The 20,321-nt window shown below is 69.2% G+C and carries 20 protein-coding genes and 1 tRNA gene; all 21 read left to right on the top strand.

All coding sequences use genetic code 11. The features are described 5' to 3' along the window. Positions 1 to 129 precede the first annotated feature (129 nt). Positions 130 to 202, top strand: a tRNA-Trp gene (locus SM418_RS23310). A gap of 123 nt (positions 203 to 325) precedes the next feature. After that, positions 326 to 595 (top strand): preprotein translocase subunit SecE, encoded by a 270-nt coding sequence (gene secE / locus SM418_RS23305; RefSeq protein ID WP_371943009.1) that lies wholly within the window; start codon positions 326 to 328, stop codon positions 593 to 595. An 81-nt stretch (positions 596 to 676) separates the two neighbouring features. Continuing rightward, positions 677 to 1,546 carry a transcription termination/antitermination protein NusG gene (nusG, locus tag SM418_RS23300; RefSeq protein WP_371943008.1) on the top strand — a complete coding sequence of 290 codons (870 nt, stop codon included), beginning with the start codon at positions 677 to 679 and terminating at the stop codon, positions 1,544 to 1,546. Between the two features lie 254 nt (positions 1,547 to 1,800). Then, positions 1,801 to 2,229, top strand: a complete 429-nt coding sequence (gene rplK, locus SM418_RS23295; RefSeq protein WP_371943007.1) for a 50S ribosomal protein L11 — start codon at positions 1,801 to 1,803, stop codon at positions 2,227 to 2,229. A 60-nt stretch (positions 2,230 to 2,289) separates the two neighbouring features. After that, positions 2,290 to 3,006 carry a 50S ribosomal protein L1 gene (gene rplA, locus SM418_RS23290; protein WP_371943006.1) on the top strand — a complete coding sequence of 239 codons (717 nt, stop codon included), beginning with the start codon at positions 2,290 to 2,292 and terminating at the stop codon, positions 3,004 to 3,006. A gap of 117 nt (positions 3,007 to 3,123) precedes the next feature. Beyond that, positions 3,124 to 4,689 (top strand): class I adenylate-forming enzyme family protein, encoded by a 1,566-nt coding sequence (locus tag SM418_RS23285; protein WP_371943005.1) that lies wholly within the window; start codon positions 3,124 to 3,126, stop codon positions 4,687 to 4,689. Between the two features lie 116 nt (positions 4,690 to 4,805). Further along, positions 4,806 to 5,672, top strand: coding sequence for a hypothetical protein (locus tag SM418_RS23280; protein WP_371943004.1), 867 nt, complete (start codon positions 4,806 to 4,808; stop codon positions 5,670 to 5,672). Positions 5,673 to 5,803: 131 nt separating this feature from the next. Then, positions 5,804 to 6,655 (top strand): SCO4651 family lipoprotein, encoded by an 852-nt coding sequence (locus SM418_RS23275; RefSeq protein ID WP_371943003.1) that lies wholly within the window; start codon positions 5,804 to 5,806, stop codon positions 6,653 to 6,655. A 110-nt stretch (positions 6,656 to 6,765) separates the two neighbouring features. Further along, on the top strand, positions 6,766 to 7,644 hold the full coding sequence (locus SM418_RS23270; protein WP_371943002.1) for an SCO4651 family lipoprotein: 879 nt from the start codon (positions 6,766 to 6,768) through the stop codon (positions 7,642 to 7,644). Positions 7,645 to 7,985: 341 nt separating this feature from the next. Beyond that, positions 7,986 to 8,561 carry a 50S ribosomal protein L10 gene (gene rplJ, locus SM418_RS23265; protein ID WP_371943001.1) on the top strand — a complete coding sequence of 192 codons (576 nt, stop codon included), beginning with the start codon at positions 7,986 to 7,988 and terminating at the stop codon, positions 8,559 to 8,561. A 54-nt stretch (positions 8,562 to 8,615) separates the two neighbouring features. Further along, a complete protein-coding gene (gene rplL / locus SM418_RS23260; protein WP_371943000.1) occupies positions 8,616 to 9,005 on the top strand; it encodes a 50S ribosomal protein L7/L12 in 390 nt (129 codons plus the stop codon). Positions 9,006 to 9,566: 561 nt separating this feature from the next. Continuing rightward, positions 9,567 to 10,670, top strand: coding sequence for an ABC transporter ATP-binding protein (locus SM418_RS23255; RefSeq protein WP_371942999.1), 1,104 nt, complete (start codon positions 9,567 to 9,569; stop codon positions 10,668 to 10,670). Beyond that, on the top strand, positions 10,670 to 11,521 hold the full coding sequence (locus SM418_RS23250; protein ID WP_371942998.1) for an MlaE family ABC transporter permease: 852 nt from the start codon (positions 10,670 to 10,672) through the stop codon (positions 11,519 to 11,521). Before SM418_RS23255 ends, SM418_RS23250 begins: the two co-directional genes overlap by 1 nt. A 41-nt stretch (positions 11,522 to 11,562) precedes the next feature. Next, positions 11,563 to 12,369 carry an MlaE family ABC transporter permease gene (locus SM418_RS23245; RefSeq protein ID WP_371942997.1) on the top strand — a complete coding sequence of 269 codons (807 nt, stop codon included), beginning with the start codon at positions 11,563 to 11,565 and terminating at the stop codon, positions 12,367 to 12,369. Positions 12,370 to 12,373: 4 nt separating this feature from the next. Beyond that, a complete protein-coding gene (locus SM418_RS23240) occupies positions 12,374 to 13,684 on the top strand; it encodes an MCE family protein (RefSeq protein WP_371942996.1) in 1,311 nt (436 codons plus the stop codon). Then, complete coding sequence (locus tag SM418_RS23235; protein WP_371942995.1) at positions 13,681 to 14,712, top strand: MCE family protein; 1,032 nt, start codon at positions 13,681 to 13,683, stop codon at positions 14,710 to 14,712. The genes SM418_RS23240 and SM418_RS23235 overlap by 4 nt, the downstream gene beginning before the upstream one ends. Then, on the top strand, positions 14,713 to 15,774 hold the full coding sequence (locus SM418_RS23230; RefSeq protein ID WP_371942994.1) for an MCE family protein: 1,062 nt from the start codon (positions 14,713 to 14,715) through the stop codon (positions 15,772 to 15,774). A gap of 41 nt (positions 15,775 to 15,815) precedes the next feature. After that, positions 15,816 to 17,063 carry an MCE family protein gene (locus SM418_RS23225; RefSeq protein WP_371942993.1) on the top strand — a complete coding sequence of 416 codons (1,248 nt, stop codon included), beginning with the start codon at positions 15,816 to 15,818 and terminating at the stop codon, positions 17,061 to 17,063. Beyond that, positions 17,060 to 18,364 (top strand): MCE family protein, encoded by a 1,305-nt coding sequence (locus tag SM418_RS23220; RefSeq protein WP_371942992.1) that lies wholly within the window; start codon positions 17,060 to 17,062, stop codon positions 18,362 to 18,364. Before SM418_RS23225 ends, SM418_RS23220 begins: the two co-directional genes overlap by 4 nt. Further along, positions 18,361 to 19,821, top strand: a complete 1,461-nt coding sequence (locus SM418_RS23215) for an MCE family protein (RefSeq protein WP_371942991.1) — start codon at positions 18,361 to 18,363, stop codon at positions 19,819 to 19,821. Before SM418_RS23220 ends, SM418_RS23215 begins: the two co-directional genes overlap by 4 nt. Positions 19,822 to 19,831: 10 nt before the next feature. Continuing rightward, entirely contained in the window at positions 19,832 to 20,320 is a 489-nt protein-coding gene (locus tag SM418_RS23210; RefSeq protein ID WP_371942990.1) for an Rv1363c family protein, read from the top strand. Position 20,321: the final 1 nt, after the last annotated feature.

Raw genomic sequence — 20,321 nt, 5'->3', positions numbered from 1 at the left:
CTCACCCTCCAAGTGACGCGTCACCGGTATACGAGCCTGTCCGCACGCGGGCATCGCAACAGGTCGTAAGCTGGGACCCGGCACCCACCCCGATCGCACGGTCGGGTGTTCTCCTTAACCGGAGAATGAAGGGCAGTGGCTCAATTGGTAGAGCTCCGGTCTCCAAAACCGGCGGTTGGGGGTTCGAGTCCCTCCTGCCCTGCGAGGTGCGGTGCGCGCACCCGTGCCGGTCGCGTCACGGCGGGTGCCGTGGCAGTCCGCGGCACGGGACCGCGCGGCAACCACATGGTGGTTGGATCACGACCTATGAGGTGAACGGCGGCAAATGGCGACTGAGACGCGCGATGAGCGCGACGAGCCCGAGGCCAAGGACGAAGGCAAGGGCAAGGGCAGGAAGAAGTCCCCGTCCAGGCGGACCTCGCCCGCGTTGTTCGTGCGCCAGGTCATCGCCGAGCTGCGCAAGGTCATCTGGCCCACGCGGCGGGAGCTGATCACCTATACGACCGCGGCACTGGTGTTCGTGCTGGTCATGGTCGCGATCGTCTCCGGCTTCGACTACGGGTTGCAGAAGGGCGTCTACGCCGTCTTCGGCTGACGCCGCGGCCCCCGGGCCGCGCCCGGGCAGCCCGCCGCACCTTGGCAAGTTCATCACCGCAGATCGAGAGAAAGAGTCATCGTGTCCGAGCCCTCACAGCCCTACGACGAGGCCGTTGAAGAGGCCCAGTCCGCTGCGGCTGCTGCGGCCGACCAGGCGGCCGAGCCCGCCGAGGAGACGGCCGAGGCCGTCGTCTCCGCCGGCGACGCCGAGCCCGCGGACACGAAGCTCGAGGGCGAGGGCCCCGCGCCGGACGCCGCCGAGGGCGCCGCCGACCTGGCCGAGGCCGTCGAGGGCGAGGACCCCGCCGACGGCGAGGACGACGAGGACGACGAGGAGGCCGCGCCCGAGCCGCCGGCCGACCCGTACGCCGACTTCAAGATGCAGCTTCGCCTCCAGCCGGGCGACTGGTACGTCGTGCACTCCTACGCGGGCTACGAGAACCGGGTCAAGACCAACATCGAGACCCGGACGCAGACCCTCAACATGGAGGACTTCATCTTCCAGATCGAGGTCCCCCAGCACGAGGTGACCGAGATCAAGCAGGGCAAGCGGCAGAAGGTCAACGAGAAGGTCCTGCCGGGCTACATCCTCGTCCGGATGGAGCTGACCGACGAGTCGTGGGCCGCCGTCCGCAACACGCCGGGCGTCACCGGGTTCGTCGGCCTGCTGAACAAGCCGTCCCCGCTGAGCCTGGACGAGGTCGCCAACCTCCTGGCCCCCGAGCCGGAGGAGGGCGTCGCCAAGGCCGCCAAGGAGCAGGCGAAGGCCCCGGCCGCCGTCGACTACGAGGTCGGCGAGTCCGTCACCGTCATGGACGGCCCGTTCGCGACCCTGCCCGCCACCGTCAACGAGATCAACGCCGAGCAGCAGAAGCTGAAGGTGCTGGTCTCGATCTTCGGCCGCGAAACGCCCGTCGAGCTGTCCTTCAACCAGGTCTCCAAGATCTGACCGGCCGCGCGGCCCGGACGGGCCGACGCGGTTGGATCAGCGCGTATCCTGGACGGGTTGTCCTCGCGCAGCGAGGACGGTCCGCACATGCCCCGAAGCAGCGAACCGAGCTGGTCGGCCATGGAGCGGTCGGCTCCCGTCTCGCGGAGACGCCGAGTTCTCAGAGGTTCCTACACGGTGGACGCGTCCCAGCCGCCGTGTTGCCCGGGTGACCGGGAGTCGGAACCACCGATAAATGGGACCAAGGGGTTCGCATGCCTCCGAAGAAGAAGATCGCCGCGCTCGTCAAGGTGCAGCTGCAGGCGGGCCAGGCCACGCCGGCGCCGCCGGTCGGTACCGCGCTCGGTCCGCACGGCGTCAACATCATGGACTTCTGCAAGCAGTACAACGCTGCCACGGAGTCCCAGCGCGGCAACGTCATCCCCGTAGAGATCACCATCTACGAGGACCGGTCGTTCAGCTTCGTCACCAAGACCCCGCCGGCCGCGCAGCTCATCCTGAAGGCCGCGGGCGTGGAGAAGGGCAGCGGCGAGCCGCACAAGACCAAGGTCGGCTCGGTGACCCGCGACCAGATCCGCGAGATCGCCACGACCAAGATGCCCGACCTCAACGCCCGGGACCTGGACGCCGCCGAGAAGATCGTCGCCGGCACCGCGCGTTCGATGGGCATCGACGTCAAGTAATCCCACCAGTGGAAGGGCCGGCGCTGGCCCGTACCACGAGTTCCACCTGGAGGAACGAACATGAAGCGCAGCAAGGGCTACCGCGCCGCGGCCGAGAAGATCGACCGGGACCGGCTGTACAGCCCGGCCGACGCCGTGAAGCTGGCCAAGGAGACCGCGGTCACCAAGTTCGACGCGACCGTCGAGGTCGCCCTGCGGCTGGGCGTCGACCCCCGCAAGGCCGACCAGATGGTGCGCGGCACCGTCAACCTGCCGCACGGCACCGGTAAGACCGCCCGCGTGCTGGTCTTCGCCGTCGGCGCCAAGGCGCAGGAGGCGGAGGCCGCGGGCGCCGACATCGTCGGCTCCGACGACCTCATCGAGCGGATCCAGGGCGGCTTCCTGGACTTCGACTCCGTGGTCGCCACGCCGGACCAGATGGGCAAGGTCGGACGGCTCGGCCGGGTGCTCGGCCCGCGCGGCCTGATGCCGAACCCGAAGACCGGCACCGTCACCATGGACGTGGCGAAGGCCGTGACCGACATCAAGGGCGGCAAGATCGAGTTCCGGGTCGACCGGCACGCGAACCTGCACTTCATCATCGGCAAGGCGTCCTTCGACGAGCGCCAGCTGGTGGAGAACTACGCCGCGGCGGTCGAGGAGATCCAGCGGCTCAAGCCGTCCGCCGCGAAGGGCCGGTACGTGAAGAAGGCGTCGCTGACGACCTCGATGGGCCCGAGCATCCCGGTGGACCCGAACGCGGTCCGCAACCTGACGGCGGACTTCGAGACCGCCTGATCGCACCATCGCCGGAAGGGCGTCCCCGCTGCGGGGGCGCCCTTTCGCCGTTTCCGCGTCCACCCAGCGGTATGGGCGGGCCCGGCCCGCCGGGCGATCGGTAGTTTCGTCGCCGAGATGCCCAGGAATGTGATGGACGGTTCGCCGCAGCGCCTTGACGACCTACTCGACGCGGCGGCGAGGGACGCTCCCGATGCTCCAGCGCTGTCAGTGGACGGCACGACGTGGACGTTCCGCGAACTACGCGCGCGAGTGGACGCCCTGAGCGCGTACCTGTCCGGGCGCTGCTCGCGGGGAGCGCGGGTGGCTCTGCTGGCGCACAACCGCCTGGAGTACGTCGCCGCCTATTACGGGGTTCCGCGCGACGGCCGGATCCTCGTGCCGCTCAACCAGCGGCTGCATCCCCGCGAATGGGCCGACCAGATCGCTCGCAGCGGCGCCGAACTCGTCATCGGCGAGCCCGACCTGCTCGACCGGCTGGCCGCCGAGGGGGGCCTGCCCGCAGGCCGTCCGGCGCTGGCCGGTATCGACGACCTGCCCTGGGACGGCCCCGAGTCCGGCCCCGAGTCCGCCACCGAGTCCGCCACCGCGTCCGGCGCCGACCCGGATGATGTGGCGTGGTTGATGTTCACCAGCGGCACCACCGGCCGTCCCAAGGGGGTGCGTCTCACACACCGGAGCCTGCTCGCGGGCATCGAGGTCACGGCTTCGGGCCGTCCCGTCCGGCGGGGCGATGTGTTCTGCACGCCGTTCCCGCTGTGCCATGTGGCGGGGTACCAGGTCATCCTGCACCACCTGTTCCGGCGGCATGCCGTCGTCCTGCGCCGGTTCACGCCGGCCGCGCTCGTGGAGGCGACGCGCCGGCATGGTGTCACGAACCTGTCGCTGGCCCCGACGATGCTGGAGGACCTGCTCGCACACGTGGAGGATGACCCGGCGGCGCTGGACGTCCTGCGCGGCGCCGTCCGCGTGATCGCCTACGGGTCGGCGCCGATGCCGGTCCCGCTGCTGCGCCGTGCCGGCGACGTGCTCGGCTGCGATTTCAACCAGGGGTTCGGGATGACCGAACTATCCGGCAACGCGGCCTTCCTCTCTCCGGACGACCACCGCGCCGCCATCACGACGAGGCCGGAACTCGCGGCCTCGGCGGGACGCCCCGCGGGCGGTGTGGAGATCGCCGTGCTGGACGAGGACGGCACGCATCTCCCGCCCGGCGCGCTCGGCGAGATCGCCGTCCGGGGCCCGCAGGTCACGACCGGCTACTGGGACGATCCGGACGCGACCGCCGAGGCGTTCACCGGCGGCTGGTTCCGCACCGGCGACGCCGGCCGGGTCGACGAGGACGGCTACCTCTACCTCGTCGACCGCCTCAAGGACGTGATCATCACCGGCGGCGAGAACGTCTCCTCGCTGGAGGTCGAGGACGTCCTCCGCACGGTCCCGGGCGTCGCCCAGGTCGCCGTGGTCGGGCTTCCGGACCCGCGCTGGGGCCAGACGGTCTGCGCGGTGATCGTGCCCGACGGAACTCCGCCGAGCGAGGACGACCTGATCGCCGCCTGCCGGGCCCGACTCGCCGGCTTCAAGACCCCGCGCGGCGTCGAATACGTGGACACGCTGCCGCGCACCGGCAACGGCAAGGTCCGCAAGTCGGCTCTGCGGGCCCGCCTGTCCGGCTCCGCCTAGCCGGACGGGGCACGTAGCACCGAACGCGGCGGATACCTAGAACGCAGTCCGCATTCGGACAATTCGGTGCTCGATTACTTTGTTACCTGCGGGGAACTTGGTGTTGAATTGCCTTCGTGAAGCGTCGCACCGACCGGGCCATCGCCATTTCCGCCGTGACCGCGGTCGCCGTCGTGCCCACGGCGATCCTGATGGTCGTCAAGGTCGGCGGAGGCTCCGCCAAGGACGCCGGGTCGCTGCCTCCGGCCGCGGCCATGGCCCAGCAGGACCGGACCAACCCGAACGGCTCCGCGGCGGGCGCGGTCACGCCGGGTGGGCCGGCGACGCCGGGCGCGGGCAAGACCCCCGGCTCGGGCGCCCCCGGGACCGGGAACGGCGGTGGCGCGCACGGTCTGCCGACGGCCCCGCCTCAGCCGGGCCCCAGCCTGCACTCCTTCACCCGCAAGACGGACATGAAGGTGGCGATCGGCCAGGACGGCGACTTCGAGCACGCCGTCGAGACGGCCTCGTTCACCCTGTGGCCGAAGTTCGCGATGAGCGCCACCGGCGTCACGCAGACGAAGCGGAACGGCGAGCTGAGCAAGATCACCCAGAAGGTGATCGTGAGCGGGAACACGCTCAAGGGCTTCGACGGCGAGAAGTGGACGCAGGCCACGCTCTCGGACGCGCAGCTCGGCGACCTGCGCAACGACTCCGACCCCCGGCAGTTCACCTTCATGATCGGAACGCTGCCCGGGATGACCGCGAGCGGGCCGGACGCGTCCGGCAGGACGCAGTTCACGGCGCAGGCGCTGATGGGCGGCGTGTACGCGCTGCTGCCGCAGGACGCGGCGACCCGGCTCCGCCCCCTGATCCCGGACTCGGCCGGCTGCGGGCTCGACCTGTGGGCCGACAGCAAGGCCCGCCCGACCTCGATCCGGCTGAGCGCGCAGGGGTCCGGCGCCGTGTTGAGCGGTTCGATGACCTTCGGCTCGTACCGCTGACGCGGCGCCCGCGGGGCTACGCCGTTGGTCGTACCGTCCGGGTTCTCGTTCGTACCACCGGGGGATGCCCCGATGTTGGTGTCCCGCGACACTGGGAACACCAGAAGGGCGACAAGGGAGGCTCAACCCTCATGAACCGACGACTTGTGGTGGCGGCCGGCGGCACCGCCGTGGGTGCCGCGCTCGTCCTGTCCGGATGCAACGGGGACGGGACGGCCAACACGGAGAACATGAAGCTCAGCGCCGGGCAGGCGCTGCTCAAGACGTCCCAGCAGACGGGGCAGGCCGACACGTTCAAGGCCGACCTCACGGTGACCGACACCGGGGACGAGAACGGCAGGGTCCACGCCAACGGGCAGTTCCGGCTGCGCCCGGAGCTGACGTTCAGCGCGAAGCTGGACGAGTTCAGCCGCAACGGGCAGAGCGTGCCGGGCGCCAAGGGCCAGGCGATCTTCACCGGCGACGTGCTGTACGCGAAGGTCCCGCAGCTCGCCCAGTTCGTCAGCGGCGGCAAGCCGTGGCTGAAGATCGACGTGAACCAGGTGTCGCAGCGCACCGGGTTCGACGTCCGGGGCCTCGTCGACCAGGTGCAGAAGGTCGACCCGGCCGAGCAGACGAAGATGTTCACCGGCTCCAAGGACGTCCGGAGGGTCGGCACCGAGTCGGTCGACGGCGTCAGGACGACGCACTACGCCGGCACGGTCACCGTCGACGACGCGCTGAACCGCCTCGACGCGCAGGCGCGCGAGAAGGTGGGCAAGTGGCTGCCGAAGGACCGCGCCAACGGTAAGATCACCTTCGATCTGTGGACGGACGGTGACAACCTGCCCCGCAAGATCGTCTCGAAGGCCAACGGGTCGCAGGGCGAGTCCGGTTCGGTGACCGTCCTCTACAGCGACTACGGCAAGTCGTTCACGGTGAACCCGCCGCCGTCCGATCAGGTGGGTCAGCTGTCGATGGGGTCGCTCCTCGGCGGTGGCTGAGGGCACGGATCACATCGGCCCGGGGTGAACCGAGTTCGGTTCTCCTGCGTCTGACTTACCGTTCGGCCCGTGCGCCCCGGGCGACCAGGAGAACAAGGAGAACCCCCACGATGATCCGTCGTTTCGTCGCCGGCACGGCGCTGGCCACCGGCCTCGCCCTCTCGATGACCGGCTGTCTCGGAGACGCCGGCGAGAAGGTGGACGAGGCCGGGAAGAACATCAAGCTGAGCGCCGCGCAGGTGCTCGGCAAGGCCGCGGAGAAGACCGGCGACGTCAGCTCCTTCAAGGCCGACATGCAGATGCAGATGACGGGCTCGTCCGACGGCAACGTCTCGATGAACGGCACCATGCAGTACCGGACGAAGCCCGACCTCGCCTACAGCATGAACTTCGCCGACATGTCGGTCGGCGGCAAGTCGATCGGCGCCATGGAGCAGCGGCTCATCGGCCGCAACATGTACATGAAGATGCCGATGCTGTCGCAGCTCGGCGGCACCGCGTCCGCGAAGCCCTGGCTCAAGCTCTCGCTGGACGAGCTGGGCAAGCAGTCCGGTATGAACATCGACGAGATGCTGCAGCAGTCCCGCCAGATGGACCCGGTCCAGAACACCAAGATGCTGACGGCGTCCAAGGACGTGCGTGAGGTCGGCAAGGAGACGGTGGACGGCGTCCAGACGACGCACTACACCGGTACCTACCGGATGGAGGAGGCGATTGCGAAGCTCTCCCCGGACATGCAGGAGGCCTACCGCAAGAGCCTCACCAAGTCGGGGATGCAGGACATGCACTTCGACCTCTGGGTGGACGGGCAGCAGCTGCCGCGCCAGATGAAGATGAAGTCGAACCAGACTTCCGAGGGCGCGATGACGATGACGATGAAGTACCACGACTTCGGCAAGCCCGTGCAGATCGTGGAGCCGCCGGCCGGCCAGGTCACCGACTTCCGGGAGATCATGAGCAAGCTCGGCGGTGGCCTCGGCGGGAGCTGACCCGCAGGCGACCGGCGACCGACCGGACGAGCAAGGGACCGCGACCCCGCAGGGGGCGCGGTCCCTTCGCCGTTCCGCCGATTTGGTAAGTCGGACGCCGAACACGTACTCTGTTCGATGCCGAAGACCGCCGGTCGTCACCTCCGTGAGGTGACCGAAGGACCCGACTCAGCTCGGGCGGCCTGCGTAGGTGAGACGAGAGCTTCCGCATGGCCTCCGTGCCTTGCCTGGACGCCCCGTGCGCCTGCGCCGGGGCGTTTTTTGGTGGATCGGCGCCCCTGCCCCTCTCCCGAGGACGGACGGGCGCGGATCGGACCACCCAGGTAATCGGAAGGAGGGCTATGGCCAAGGCCCACAAGGACACGGCGATCGCCGAGCTCAAGAGCGAGTTCGAGAGCTCCAGCGGCGCCGTGCTGACCGAGTACCGCGGGCTTACCGTCGCGCAGGTCAAGGAGCTGCGCGACAACCTCGGCGAGAACACGCGGTTCCGCGTGGTGAAGAACACGCTGACCAAGCGCGCCGCGAGCGAGGCCGGTGTCGACGAGCAGTTCCGTGATCTGCTCGAAGGCCCGTCGGCCATCGCGTTCGTGCGCGGCGACGTGGTCGAGGCCGCCAAGGGCCTGCGCGACTTCGCCAAGACGAACCCGATGCTGGTGATCAAGGGGGGCTTCATCGACGGTCAGTCGATGGACGCGGCCGAGGTCACCAGGCTCGCGGACCTCGAGTCCCGCGAGGTTCTCCTCGCCAAGCTGGCCGGTGCGATGAAGGGCTCGATGGCGAACGCCGCCGCGCTGTTCAACGCCCTGCCGACGCAGGCGGCCCAGCTCGCCGAGGCGCTGCGCGCCAAGCGCGAGGCCGCCGGGGAGAGCGCCGAGGCCCCTGCCGAGGCGCCCGCCGCCGAGGCGTCCGCCGAGTAGGCACACCGCGGTTCCCGTACCACCCGAGATTCAAGCCATAGCGGAGGAGACATCATGGCGAAGCTCAGCACCGACGAGCTGCTCGACACCTTCAAGGAGATGACCCTTCTCGAGCTCTCCGACTTCGTGAAGAAGTTCGAGGAGGAGTTCGACGTCAAGGCCGCCGCGCCGGTCGCGGCCGTGGCCGCCGCGCCGGGCGCCCCGGGCGCCCCGGCCGCCGAGGAGGCCGTGCAGGACGAGTTCGACGTCATCCTCGAAGGCGCCGGCGACAAGAAGATCCAGGTCATCAAGGAGGTTCGCGCGCTGACGAGCCTCGGCCTCAAGGAGGCCAAGGACCTGGTCGACGGCGCGCCGAAGCCGCTGCTGGAGAAGGTCAACAAGGAGACGGCCGACAAGGCCAAGGAGGCCCTGGAGAAGGCCGGCGCGTCGGTCACCGTCAAGTAGGACGGTCCGGAGCGCCCGAGCCCCTGCGGCTCCCACTGCTCTCCACAGGAGGCGGTCACCCCACCCGGGGTGGCCGCCTCTTTTCGTGTCGCTGCGTGTCCTGTTAGGCGTGCCTTGTGGCCGGGGTGCGCGTGGGGCGTCCGTTTCCTGTGCCGGAGTGATAAAGGCCGACGGAAAAGCGTGTGCCATGACGGGTTGTGTGGTCATCGGGGGGCGGCGTAGCGTCCCGTCCTGACGCTGTGGTCACACCAGGCGGTCTCCGTCCCGCCGTCCCCCGGCGGACCGGCGGTGGCCGGTCTGGCCCCCGGGCTTGAGGTGCTGGTTCTTGGACCACTAGTCTCATAGGCGACGTAAGTAACGATTGTCTTACGACGTCACATTTGGCCGCTGATCTGGATCGGAACCCCTTCCATTTGGACGGCGGGCCGCTACGGTGGTGGAACCCGGCGCGGCTACCGGACGGTAGCCACACGGCGAACACGCCGTGTGACGACAGCAAGAGCCTGAGTACTACTCGCTCATTGGTTCGGGATTCCCCCCGGCCTGGACGAAAGGTGACGAGTGGGCGTCGAGATCAGAGTCGAGGGCCTGACCAAGTCCTTTGGCCGCCAGGTGATCTGGCAGGACGTGTCGCTGACCATTCCCGCAGGTGAGATCTCCGTTCTTCTGGGCCCGTCCGGTACCGGCAAGTCGGTGTTCCTGAAGTCCCTCGTCGGGCTGCTCAAGCCCGACCGCGGGCACATCTGGATCGGCGACAGGGACCTGCCCTACCTGCCCGAGTCCCAGCTTTACGACACCCGCAAGCTGTTCGGCGTCCTCTTCCAGGACGGCGCGCTGTTCGGCTCGATGAACCTGTTCGACAACATCGCGTTCCCGCTGCGCGAGCACACCAAGAAGTCCGAATCCGAGATCAAGCGCATCGTCCTCGAGAAGATGGACATGGTGGGTCTGATCGGCGCCGAGCACAAGCTTCCCGGCGAGATCTCCGGCGGTATGAAAAAGCGCGCCGGCCTCGCCCGCGCGCTGGTGCTGGACCCCGAGATCCTCCTCGTGGACGAGCCGGACTCCGGCCTCGACCCCGTCCGCACCGCGTTCCTGAACCAGGTGTTCATCGACCTGAACGCGCAGATCGGCGCGACGTTCCTCATCGTCACCCACGACATCAACACGGCCCGGACCGTCCCGGACAACATCGGCCTGCTGTACCAGCGCAACCTCGCCATGTTCGGCCCGCGGGAGATGCTGCTGTCCAGCGAGGAGCCGGTCGTCCGGCAGTTCCTCAACGCCAGCAAGGTCGGCCCGATCGGCATGTCGGAGGAGAAGGACGCCTCCGAGCTGGAGGCCGAGGCCAAGATGGGCCTCGACTCGGGCAAGCTGCCCCCCATCCCGCCGCAGCAGATGGCGAGCAACGGGCTGCTGCGCGCCGGCATGCACGCGCCCGGCGCGTGGTGCGCCGCGCACGGCGTCACCCCGCCGCCCGGGTCGTTCATCGACGACCTCGGCCGCAACTGGGTGGAGGAGTGGCCGCGGTACGTGGCGTCGGTGTCGCCCGTCGGCGCCCCCGCCGCGGGCGGCCCCGGCGGTCCCCCGCCCGGTACGCCGCCCGGCGGCCAGTTCCCGGGTAACCCGCCGCCCGGCCGGCACGCGGGCGGTGCAGGGTACTGATGTCCACTCCTGGTATCGGCGCGGACCAGCGAGAGGGGAAGGGCGGCGGCGGCTCCGCCGTGTCGTTCCGCAAGATCGGGGACGGCGCGGCGAACGTCGTCGTCAAGGAGCCCGGACGGTTCTTCGCCCTGTGCCTGGACACCGCCCGTGCAACGTTCCAATGGCCGTTCCAGTGGCGCGAGTTCATCCAGCAGGCCTGGTTCATCGTCAGCGTCACCGTCGTCCCCACCATGCTCGTCGCCATCCCGTTCGGCGGCGTCCTCTCGCTGCAGGTCGGCGGATTGATCCGGCAGCTCGGCGCGCAGTCCTACACCGGCGCGACCGCGGTGGTCGCGATCGTCCGGGAGGCCAGCCCGCTGGTCACCTCGCTGCTGGTCGCGGGCGCCGCCGGATCCGCGATGTGCGCCGACATCGGCTCGCGCAAGATCCGCGAGGAGATCGACGCCATGGAGGTGCTGGGCATCAACCCCCTGCACCGCCTGGTGGTGCCGCGGATGTTCGCCTGCGCTTTCGTCGCGCTGTTCCTGAACGGCCTGGTTTCGGTGGTCGGCCTGCTCGGCGGCTACTTCTTCAACGTCATGCTGCAGGGCGGCACGCCCGGCGCTTATCTGGCGTCGTTCAACGCGATCGCGCAACTGCCCGACCTTTTGCAGGCCGAGTTCAAGGCGTTCGTCTTCGGCATCACAGCCGGCCTGGTAGCCGCCTATAAGGGGCTCAATGCAAAGGGCGGGCCGAAGGGCGTCGGCGATGCGGTGAACCAGACCGTGGTCATCACGTTCATGCTGCTGTTCCTGGAGAACTTCCTGATCTCCACGCTGTACTTCCAGTTCGTCCCGTCGAAGGGGATGTGATGGCTTCCCCCGGAAGGACGGGAAAGGCGGCCCGTCGGGTCGTGAACGCACCCCTGGAACGGCTGGACGACTTCGGCCACCAGTTGTCGTTCTACGCCCGCGCGTTCGCGTGGGTGTTCCGGGTGCTGCGCCGGTACCGCACCGAGGTGCTGCGCCTGCTCGCCGAGGTGAGCCTCGGCACCGGCGGCCTCGCGGTGATCGGCGGCTCGGTGGTGATCGTCGGCTTCATGACGTTCTTCACCGGCAGCCAGGTCGGCCTGCAGGGCTACGAGTCGCTGAACCAGATCGGCACGGCCGCGTTCACCGGGTTCGTCGCGTCGTACTTCAACACGCGCGAGATCGCGCCGCTGGTGTCGGCGCTGGCGCTCTCGGCGACGGTCGGCTGCGGCTTCACCGCGCAGCTCGGCGCGATGCGGATCTCCGACGAGATCGACGCGCTGGAGGTCATGGCCGTCCCGTCGGTGCCGTTCCTCGTCACGACCCGGATGCTGGCCGGGATGATCGCGGTCATCCCGCTGTACATCGTGGGCCTGCTCGCCTCCTACGGCGCGACGCGGTTCATCGTGACGGTGTTCTACGGGCAGTCGCCCGGCACCTACGACCACTATTTCCATCTGTTCCTACCGCCGAACGACATCCTGTGGTCCTTCGGCAAGGTGATCATTTTCGCGGTGCTGGTGATGCTGATCCACTGCTACTACGGCTACCACGCGTCCGGCGGTCCGGCGGGCGTCGGCGTCGCGGTGGGCCGCGCGGTGCGCACCAGCATCGTCGTCATCAACGTGGCGGACCTGCTGCTCGGCATGGCGATCTGGGGCACGACCACCTCGGTTCGGATCGCGGGGTGAACCAATGAGCGAACGCGTGCGATACCGGGTGCTCGGCGTCTCGATGGTCATCGTGATCGTCCTGCTGCTGGCGCTGACCGTGGCGCTGTACAACAAGGCGTTCACGCCCGTGACCAAGGTGACGGTGAAGACCGAACGGGCGGGGCTGCAACTGCTGCCGCACTCGGACGTGAAGGTCCGCGGGCTGATCGTCGGCGAGGTGCGCGGCACCGACGTGACCGCCGACGGCGCGACCCTGCACCTCGCGCTGGACCCGGACAAGGCGAAGCTGATCCCGCGGAACGTGCAGGCGCGGCTGCTGCCGAAGACGCTGTTCGGCGAGAAGTACGTGGACCTGGACATCCCCGACCAGTCGGCGGCCCCGCTCGGGCTGCGCGAGGGCCAGGTCGTCCAGCAGGACCGCTCGCAGGCCGCCGTCGAGATCGACAAGGTGCTGAACGACCTGCTCCCGCTGCTGCAGGCGGTGAAGCCGGCGCAGCTGAACTCGACGCTGAACGCGCTCGCGACGGCGCTGCAGGGCCGCGGCGACCAGCTCGGCCGCAACTTCGAGCAGGCCGACGCGCTGCTGAAGAAGATCAATCCGCAGCTCGGCACGCTGGTCCGGGACCTGCACGGCCTGGCGGACGTGTCCGACATCTACGCCGCGGCGGCGCCCGACCTGCTGCAGACGCTGCGCAACCTCAACGTGACCAGCCGGACGATCACCGACAAGAAGGCCACGATCGAGCAGCTGATCCCGGCGACGACCGCGCTGGCGCAGGACGGCGACGTGTTCATGCGGCACAACGGCCCGAAGATCGTCGGCGTGAACATCGCGAACCGGGACGTGGCGAGCCTCGTCGCCCGCTACTCGCCGTCGCTGCCGTGCGTGTTCGCCGGGCTGATGAAGATCAAGCCGGAGGCCGAGCGGGCGGCCGGCGCCGGCGGGTCCAAGACCTTCAACCTGACCGTGGAGATCGTGAAGCCGCGGCCGGGCTACAAGTACCCGCTGGACCAGCCGGAGGCCAAGGACCGGCGCAACCCGCGCTGCTACGGCCTGCCGAACCCGAAGGTGCCCTCCCCGGACTACCTGGCGCTGGACGGCACGCAGGACGACCTGTGGTGGAAGAACCCGGACGACCCGAACGGCGGTGGCGGCAGCCGCGGCCGGGCGCTGTCCAACGTGTTCGTCGACACCGGCTCGCTGACCCCGGAGCAGCAGATCAAGAGCGTCCTCGGGCCGCTGACGCGGACCCCCGCCGACGAGCTGTCGGACGTGTCGGAGCTGATGTTCGGGCCGCTGCTGGCGGACGGATCGGTGGTGACGATCAAGTGAGGACGACGGGCGCGGCGATCAAGCTGCTCACCTTCGTGGTCATCACCTCGGTGGCCACCGGCGTGCTGGCGATGACGATCTCCAACATGCGCTTCCGGGACACCCGCGAGTACAAGGCGATCTTCACTAACGTGGCCGGGCTGCTGGACAACGACGACGTCCGCGTCGCGGGTGTCCGGGTCGGCCAGATCGAGCACATCAGGCTCTACCAGGGCGACAAGGCCGAGGTGACGTTCAGCGTCCAGGACGACGGCCCGTTCAAGGCGGGGCTGCCGTCGTCCACGAAGGCGCAGATCCGCTACCGGAACCTGATGGGGCAGCGGTACCTCGCGCTGACCGACGGCGCCGGCCAGTTCAACGACTACCTGAAGCCGGGCGCCACGCTCCCGATCGGGCAGACCGAGCCGGCGCTGGACCTGACGACGCTGTTCAACGGCTTCCGGCCGCTGTTCCGCGCGCTGGAGCCGAAGGACGTCAACACGCTGGCGATGCAGATCATCCAGGTGCTGCAGGGCGAGGGCGGGACGATCAACAGCCTGCTCGCGCACGTCGCGTCGCTGACCAACACGCTCGCCGACCGGGACAAGGTCATCGGCGAGGTGGTCGACAACCTGAACGCCGTGCTCGGCACCATCGACGAGCGGCACGACCAGGTCGACCAGATGGTGCGGGACCTGCGCGGCTTCGTCAGCGGCGTCTCCGGCGACCGCAAGGCGATCTTCGACTCGGTCGCGGCGATCAACGAGCTGACCGGCACGACCGAGGACCTGCTGTCGGACGCGCGGCCGGACATCAGGAACGACATCGCGGGGCTGCGCAAGCTCGCCGGGACGTTCGCGGCCAACGGCGACGCGATCGACGGGGGCCTGAAGCGCACGCCGAACCGGCTGCAGAAGCTCGTGAACATCTCGTCCTACGGGTCCTGGTTCAACATGTACATCTGTGGGCTCGACGCGCGGGTGCGGCTGCCGGACGGACCGGTCTACCAGACGCCGGCGATCGTGAACGAGAACGCGAGGTGCAAGTAGATGAGGATCCCGTTCCGGGAGCGCAACCCGGTCCCCATCGCCCTCTCCGCGTTCGCGATCATCGCCGTGCTGCTGGTGCTCGCGATGAACCTGGAGAGCATCCCGCTGGTGTCCGGCGGCAAGACGCACACGGCCGCGTTCCGGGAGGCGGCCGGGCTCAAGGCCGACGAGGAGGTCCGCATCGCGGGTGTCAAGGTCGGCAAGGTCACCTCCCTGGACCTGGACGGCGACCACGTCAAGGTCACCTTCCGGGTGGACGACGGAGTGCGGCTGGGCTCCCGCACCGAGGCCGGCATCAAGATCAAGACGATTCTCGGCGCGCACTACCTGGAGCTGACCCCGCGCGGCACCGGCAGGCTCGGGCGCGGCATCCCGATCGAGCGGACGCACACCCCGTTCGAGGTCGTCCCGGCGATCAGCGAGCTGAGCCGGCGGGTCGGCGCGATCGACGTCCAGCAGGTCGCCAAGTCGTTCGACGTGCTGTCGGAGACGTTCAAGAACTCGCCGGAGGAGGTCCGGGCGTCGCTGCAGGGCCTGCGGCGGCTGTCCAACACGGTCGCGTCCCGCGACGACGAGCTGCACGAGCTGGCCGGCAAGGCCAAGGACGTGTCGGAGCTGCTCGCGAACCGCAACCAGGACTTCGCCAAGCTCGTCCAGGACGGCGACAAGGTGCTCCAGGCGGTGCAGGCGCGCCGCGCGGTGATCCACCAGCTGCTGCTCAACACGGTCGCCCTGTCCCAGCAGGTGAACGCGCTGATCAGGGAGAACGAGAAGCAGTTGCGGCCGATGCTGGACAACCTGGCGAAGGTCAACCGGATCCTGCTGAAGAACCAGGACAACCTGGACCGGGTCCTGCAGCTGTTCGCGCCGTTCGCGCGGCAGTTCTCGGACGTCACCGGCACCGGGCGCTGGTTCGACTCCTGGATCCAGAACCTGATCCCGATCCCCGCCTCCATCCAGGACGCCCCCGGGAGCGGCGGGACCACGACGAAGAAGCAGGGCGGCCAGACCGGCAACCAGACCGGCAACCAGAGCAACAACCCGTTGCCGTTCCTCCCGTAGCAGGCAGGTCACTAGTGCGTAACTCAGGAACCATCCTCCGCTTGGGCGGCGCGATCGTCGCCGTCGCAGTGCTGGTGGCCGCGCTCCTGCTGATCCTCCAGGAGCCGAAGCAGCGCCGCATGACGGCGTACTTCACCAAGACCGTCGGCCTGTACAAGGGCGCGGACGTCCGCATCCTCGGCATCCCCGTCGGCGAGGTCACGCGCGTCGAACCGGTCGGCGACGCGGTCAAGGTCGAATTGAAGTACGACGCCAAGTACAAGGTGCCCGCCGACGCGCAGGCCGTCATCATCAACCAGACGCTCGTCGCCGACCGCTACATCCAGCTGACGCCCGTCTACAGGGGCGGCGCCGTCCTCGCCGACGGCGCCACCCTGACCACGAGCCGCACCGCGGTCCCGGTCGAGGTCGACCAGGTCAGCGGCAGCCTGAGCGACCTCACCAAGGCGCTCGGCCCGCAGGGCGCCAACGCGCCCGGCGCGAACGGCCAGCAGGGGTCGCTGTCGCGGCTGCTGCAGGTCGGCGCCGCGAACCTGGGCGGCCAGGGCGACGACATCCGGCAGACGATCGCGGACGCGTCCAAGGCGCTCAGCACGCTGAGCACCGACCGCGGCGACGTCGCCGCGACGATCAGGAACCTGCGGATCATCACCGACGCGATGAAGGCGAACGACCAGCAGATCAAGTCGTTCGGCGGGCACCTCAACGGGGTGTCGGCGCAGCTCGCGGGGGAGAAGGAGGAGCTGTCGGCGGCTCTCAACACGCTCGCCCCGACGCTGCGGAACGTGCAGCGGTTCGTCAAGGACAACCGCGGCGAGCTGGCCGCGAACGTCCGGCAGCTCGCCCAGATCACCGGCGTGCTGGTGAAGGAGAAGGACGCGCTCGCCGAGATCCTCACCGCCGGCCCGCTGGCGGTCAACAACCTGGCCCGCGCGTACGACCCGATCAGCGGCACCATCCACACCCGCGACAACTTCCGCCAGTTCCACGACCTGGCCGACTGGATCTGCTCGCTGGCGTACTCGGTGGGCACGCCCGCCAAGGAGTGCCTCGACTTCGTCGAGCCGTACAACGGCATCGGCAAGGCGCTGACGGGCTTCAGCCTGGACCTGTCCTGGATCACCGCGCTCACCACGCACTACGACCCGGTGCCGATCCCGCCGGACGCCTACGGTCCGGGCGGCCGCGGCAAGACGGGCAAGACCGGCACGACGTCCAAGACCGGCACGGCCGGGACGCGCACCGGGTCCGGGAACCTGAGCGCGCTGCTGCCTGGAGGTGGCCGATGAGCAGGAGACGGCCGATGGCCCGGGCCCGCCTGCTGGGCGCCGCCGCGATCGCCGCGGCGACGGCCCTGTCGGGCTGCTCGTTCAACGGCGTGGAGTCGCTGCCGCTGCCCGGCGGCCCCGATCTCGGCTCCGACCCGAAGACCGTGAAGATCGAGTTCGCGAACGTGCTAAACCTCGTCCCGCAGTCGGCGGTCAAGGTCAACGACGTGTCGGTGGGCAAGGTCGAGGACATCCAGCTCGCCGGCGGCACGCCGGGGCAGGGCGGCTGGCACGCGCTCGTCACCGTCAAGGTGCGCGGGGACGTCGCGCTCCCCGACAACGCGGTCGCGACGATCAGCCAGACCAGCCTCCTCGGCGAGAAGTTCGTGCAGATCCAGCCGCCGGCGAACGAGGCCCCGATCGGCCGGCTCGCCTCCGGCGACCTCATCCCGCTGAACCGCACGTCCCGCGGCACCGAGATCGAAGAGGTGCTGTCGGCGATGTCGCTGCTGCTGAACGGCGGCGGGCTGGAGCAGGTCTCCACGATCAGCCACGAGCTGCAGGCGGCGATGGGCGGGCGCGAGGCCACGATCCGGTCGGTGCTGGAGCGGGTCAACACCTTCGCGGGGACGCTGGACCGCAACCGCGTCGCGATCACCCGCGCGCTGGACAGCATCGACCGGCTGAGCGGCAAGCTCGCCGACGAGCGCAAGACGATCCGGGACACCATCGACGAGACCGGTCCCGCGATCGACGTCCTCAACCGCAACCGCGCCGACCTCACCAAGATGCTGGTCGCGCTGAACAAGCTCAGCCGCACCACCACCAACGTCATCGACCAGTCGAAGGCGGACCTGCTGGCGAACCTGCGGAACGTCGACAAGATCCTGCGGAACCTCAACAAGGCCGGCAACGACCTGCCGAGGTCGCTGGAGTCGCTGATCACCTTCCCGTTCCCGGCCACGTTCGAGAACGTCATCGAGGGCGACTACGGCAACGTGCGGCTGACCGTCGACCTGGACTTCGAGTCCATCGCGCGCAACCTGCTCGGCGGCACCGACCTCGAGGGGATGCTCGGCAGCGGCAAGCAGATGCGCAACATGCTGCAGGTGCCGAACGTGACGCTGCCCGACTCGCCGCTCGGCGTGCTGCCGCAGACACCGGGCGGCACCGGCCAGGGCGTGCCCGGACTGCCCGGCCGGTCGACGCCCGCCCCCAAGAAGACAACGTCCGGGACGCCCACACCGGAACGGACGGGGGCGCTCGCCCCCGAGTCCGGTGACGGCGGCCTGCGGACCCTGATGACGGGGGGCCTCTCGTGATCCTCAAACGCGGCGTCATCTTCCAGCTGATCGTGTTCGCGGTCATCACGGTCGTCGGCGTGGTGATCGTCTCGGTGAACTACATCGGGCTCGGCCGCGACCTGCTCGGCAAGCAGTACGTCGCCTACGTCGACCTCACCGACTCCGGCGGCGTGTTCACCAATGCCGAGGTCACCTACCGGGGCGTCCCCGTCGGACGGGTCGGTCCGATCGAGCTGACCAAGGACGGCATCCGCGTCAAGCTGCTGCTCGAACGCGGCCAGCGGATCCCGCGCGACGGCACCAAGGCCATCGTCGCGAACCGGTCCGCCGTCGGCGAGCAGTACATCGACCTGGAGCCCGCCAAGAAGAGCGGGCCCTACCTCGACGAGGGCGACGCCTACACGATCCCGAGGGAGCGCACCACGCTGCCGGTGTCCACCGCCGAGCTGCTGCGCAACGTCGACTCGCTCGTCGGGTCGGTCAACACCAAGGATCTCGGCGTCATCGTGGACGAGCTGGACAAGGCGTTCTCCGGCTCCGCCGAGGACCTCCAGTCGATCCTTGACGACACCGACCGGCTGCTGAAGACCGCCGACGAGGCATACCCCGACACCGAGCGGCTGCTGAACAACAGCGTCACCGTCCTGGACACCCAGCGCGGGCAGGCCGCCAACATCGCCGGCTTCGCCCGGAACCTGAACGAGCTCACCACGTCCCTGCGCAAGGACGACCCCGCCCTGCGCAAGACGATCGACGCCGCCCCGGGCGCCGTGGACGAGGCGCACAAGGCCGTCAACCAGCTCGCGCCGACGCTGCCCACCCTCCTGGCGAACCTCACCACGACCGGCCAGATCATCACGTCCCGCCAGGCGGGCCTCCGGTCGCTGTTCATCCTGTACCCGGTGACGGTCGCCGGCGCCTTCACCGTCACGCCCGGCGACGGGACCCAGCACCTTGGGCTCGCGCTGAACATCGACGCCCCGCCCGCCTGCACCAAGGGCTACGAGAAGGTCAAGCACCGCTGGCCGCAGGACACGTCCCCGAAGGAGCCGCGCCTGGACGCCGGCTGCACGGCCCCGGGCAACGCGCCCACCGCGGTGCGCGGCGCCCGCAACTTCCCGAAGGACGAGATCCTGCCGTTCCCGCAGGTCCCGGCGGGCGCCACCGCCGGCGCCGGCTTCCCCGAGGGCGGCGCCTACGGCACCGGCGACAAGGACGGGAAGTCCGAGGCCAAGGGCAAGAACGAGGCCGAGACCAAGGCCGCCGCTGCGGCTCCGACGGGCCAGCTCGCCGACGGCCAGCTGACCCTGTCGTATCCGGCGGATTCAGTGGAGTTCGCTGGATACGATCCAACGACCGGTGCGGTCTACGGGCCCGACGGCAAGCGATACGTCATGCCGCGCAGCGCCGGAACCCGTCAGTTGGGAGAAGAATCCTCGTGGAAGTGGCTCCTGCTCGGACCCCTGAGCCAGTGAGGCGGACACGATGAGGCGCCGACTGCCCCTGATCACCGCCATCACGCTCAGCGTCGTCGTGGCCGGCCTCGCCATCGCGTCCGGCTGGCTCGGCGTCGTCACCCTCCGGAACAAGGACGAGGCCGACCAGCGGGCGAAGGCGATCCAGTCGGCGCGGCAGATGGGCGTCAACCTCATGTCGCTCGACGCCGCCACGGCGCAGCGCGACCTCGACCGCATCGTGTCCGGCACCACCGGAGAACTGAAGAACAAGCTCGCGAGCCAGTCGAACGCGTTCATGCAGCAGATCACCAAGGCGAAGGCCAAGTCGACCGTCAGCGACGTCGACGCCGCGCTGGTCTCGATGGACGACGACTCCGCCGAGGTGATGGTCTCCCTCAACGGGACCGTCACCAACGACAAGGTGAAGAACGGTACGCCGCAGGGCTACCGCTACCAGATGGACCTCACGCGGGTCGACGACCGCTGGCTCGTGTCCGGACTGGAGGTTGTCCCGTGAC

Source organism: Actinomadura chokoriensis, from assembly GCF_041463665.1.
Lineage (GTDB): Bacteria > Actinomycetota > Actinomycetes > Streptosporangiales > Streptosporangiaceae > Spirillospora > Spirillospora chokoriensis_A.
This window is presented reverse-complemented; position numbering and strand designations above follow the sequence as displayed.

What these genes read in the sequence shown, in the direction of transcription:
- secE (WP_371943009.1), top strand. Translation starts at nt 326, where the DNA reads ATGGCGACTGAGACGCGCGATGAGCGCGACGAGCCCGAGGCCAAGGAC.
- rplK (WP_371943007.1), top strand. Translation starts at nt 1,801, where the DNA reads ATGCCTCCGAAGAAGAAGATCGCCGCGCTCGTCAAGGTGCAGCTGCAG.
- rplA (WP_371943006.1), top strand. Translation starts at nt 2,290, where the DNA reads ATGAAGCGCAGCAAGGGCTACCGCGCCGCGGCCGAGAAGATCGACCGG.
- SM418_RS23285 (WP_371943005.1), top strand. Translation starts at nt 3,124, where the DNA reads ATGCCCAGGAATGTGATGGACGGTTCGCCGCAGCGCCTTGACGACCTA.
- SM418_RS23275 (WP_371943003.1), top strand. Translation starts at nt 5,804, where the DNA reads ATGAACCGACGACTTGTGGTGGCGGCCGGCGGCACCGCCGTGGGTGCC.
- SM418_RS23270 (WP_371943002.1), top strand. Translation starts at nt 6,766, where the DNA reads ATGATCCGTCGTTTCGTCGCCGGCACGGCGCTGGCCACCGGCCTCGCC.
- rplJ (WP_371943001.1), top strand. Translation starts at nt 7,986, where the DNA reads ATGGCCAAGGCCCACAAGGACACGGCGATCGCCGAGCTCAAGAGCGAG.
- rplL (WP_371943000.1), top strand. Translation starts at nt 8,616, where the DNA reads ATGGCGAAGCTCAGCACCGACGAGCTGCTCGACACCTTCAAGGAGATG.
- SM418_RS23250 (WP_371942998.1), top strand. Translation starts at nt 10,670, where the DNA reads ATGTCCACTCCTGGTATCGGCGCGGACCAGCGAGAGGGGAAGGGCGGC.
- SM418_RS23240 (WP_371942996.1), top strand. Translation starts at nt 12,374, where the DNA reads ATGAGCGAACGCGTGCGATACCGGGTGCTCGGCGTCTCGATGGTCATC.
- SM418_RS23230 (WP_371942994.1), top strand. Translation starts at nt 14,713, where the DNA reads ATGAGGATCCCGTTCCGGGAGCGCAACCCGGTCCCCATCGCCCTCTCC.
- SM418_RS23220 (WP_371942992.1), top strand. Translation starts at nt 17,060, where the DNA reads ATGAGCAGGAGACGGCCGATGGCCCGGGCCCGCCTGCTGGGCGCCGCC.
- SM418_RS23210 (WP_371942990.1), top strand. Translation starts at nt 19,832, where the DNA reads ATGAGGCGCCGACTGCCCCTGATCACCGCCATCACGCTCAGCGTCGTC.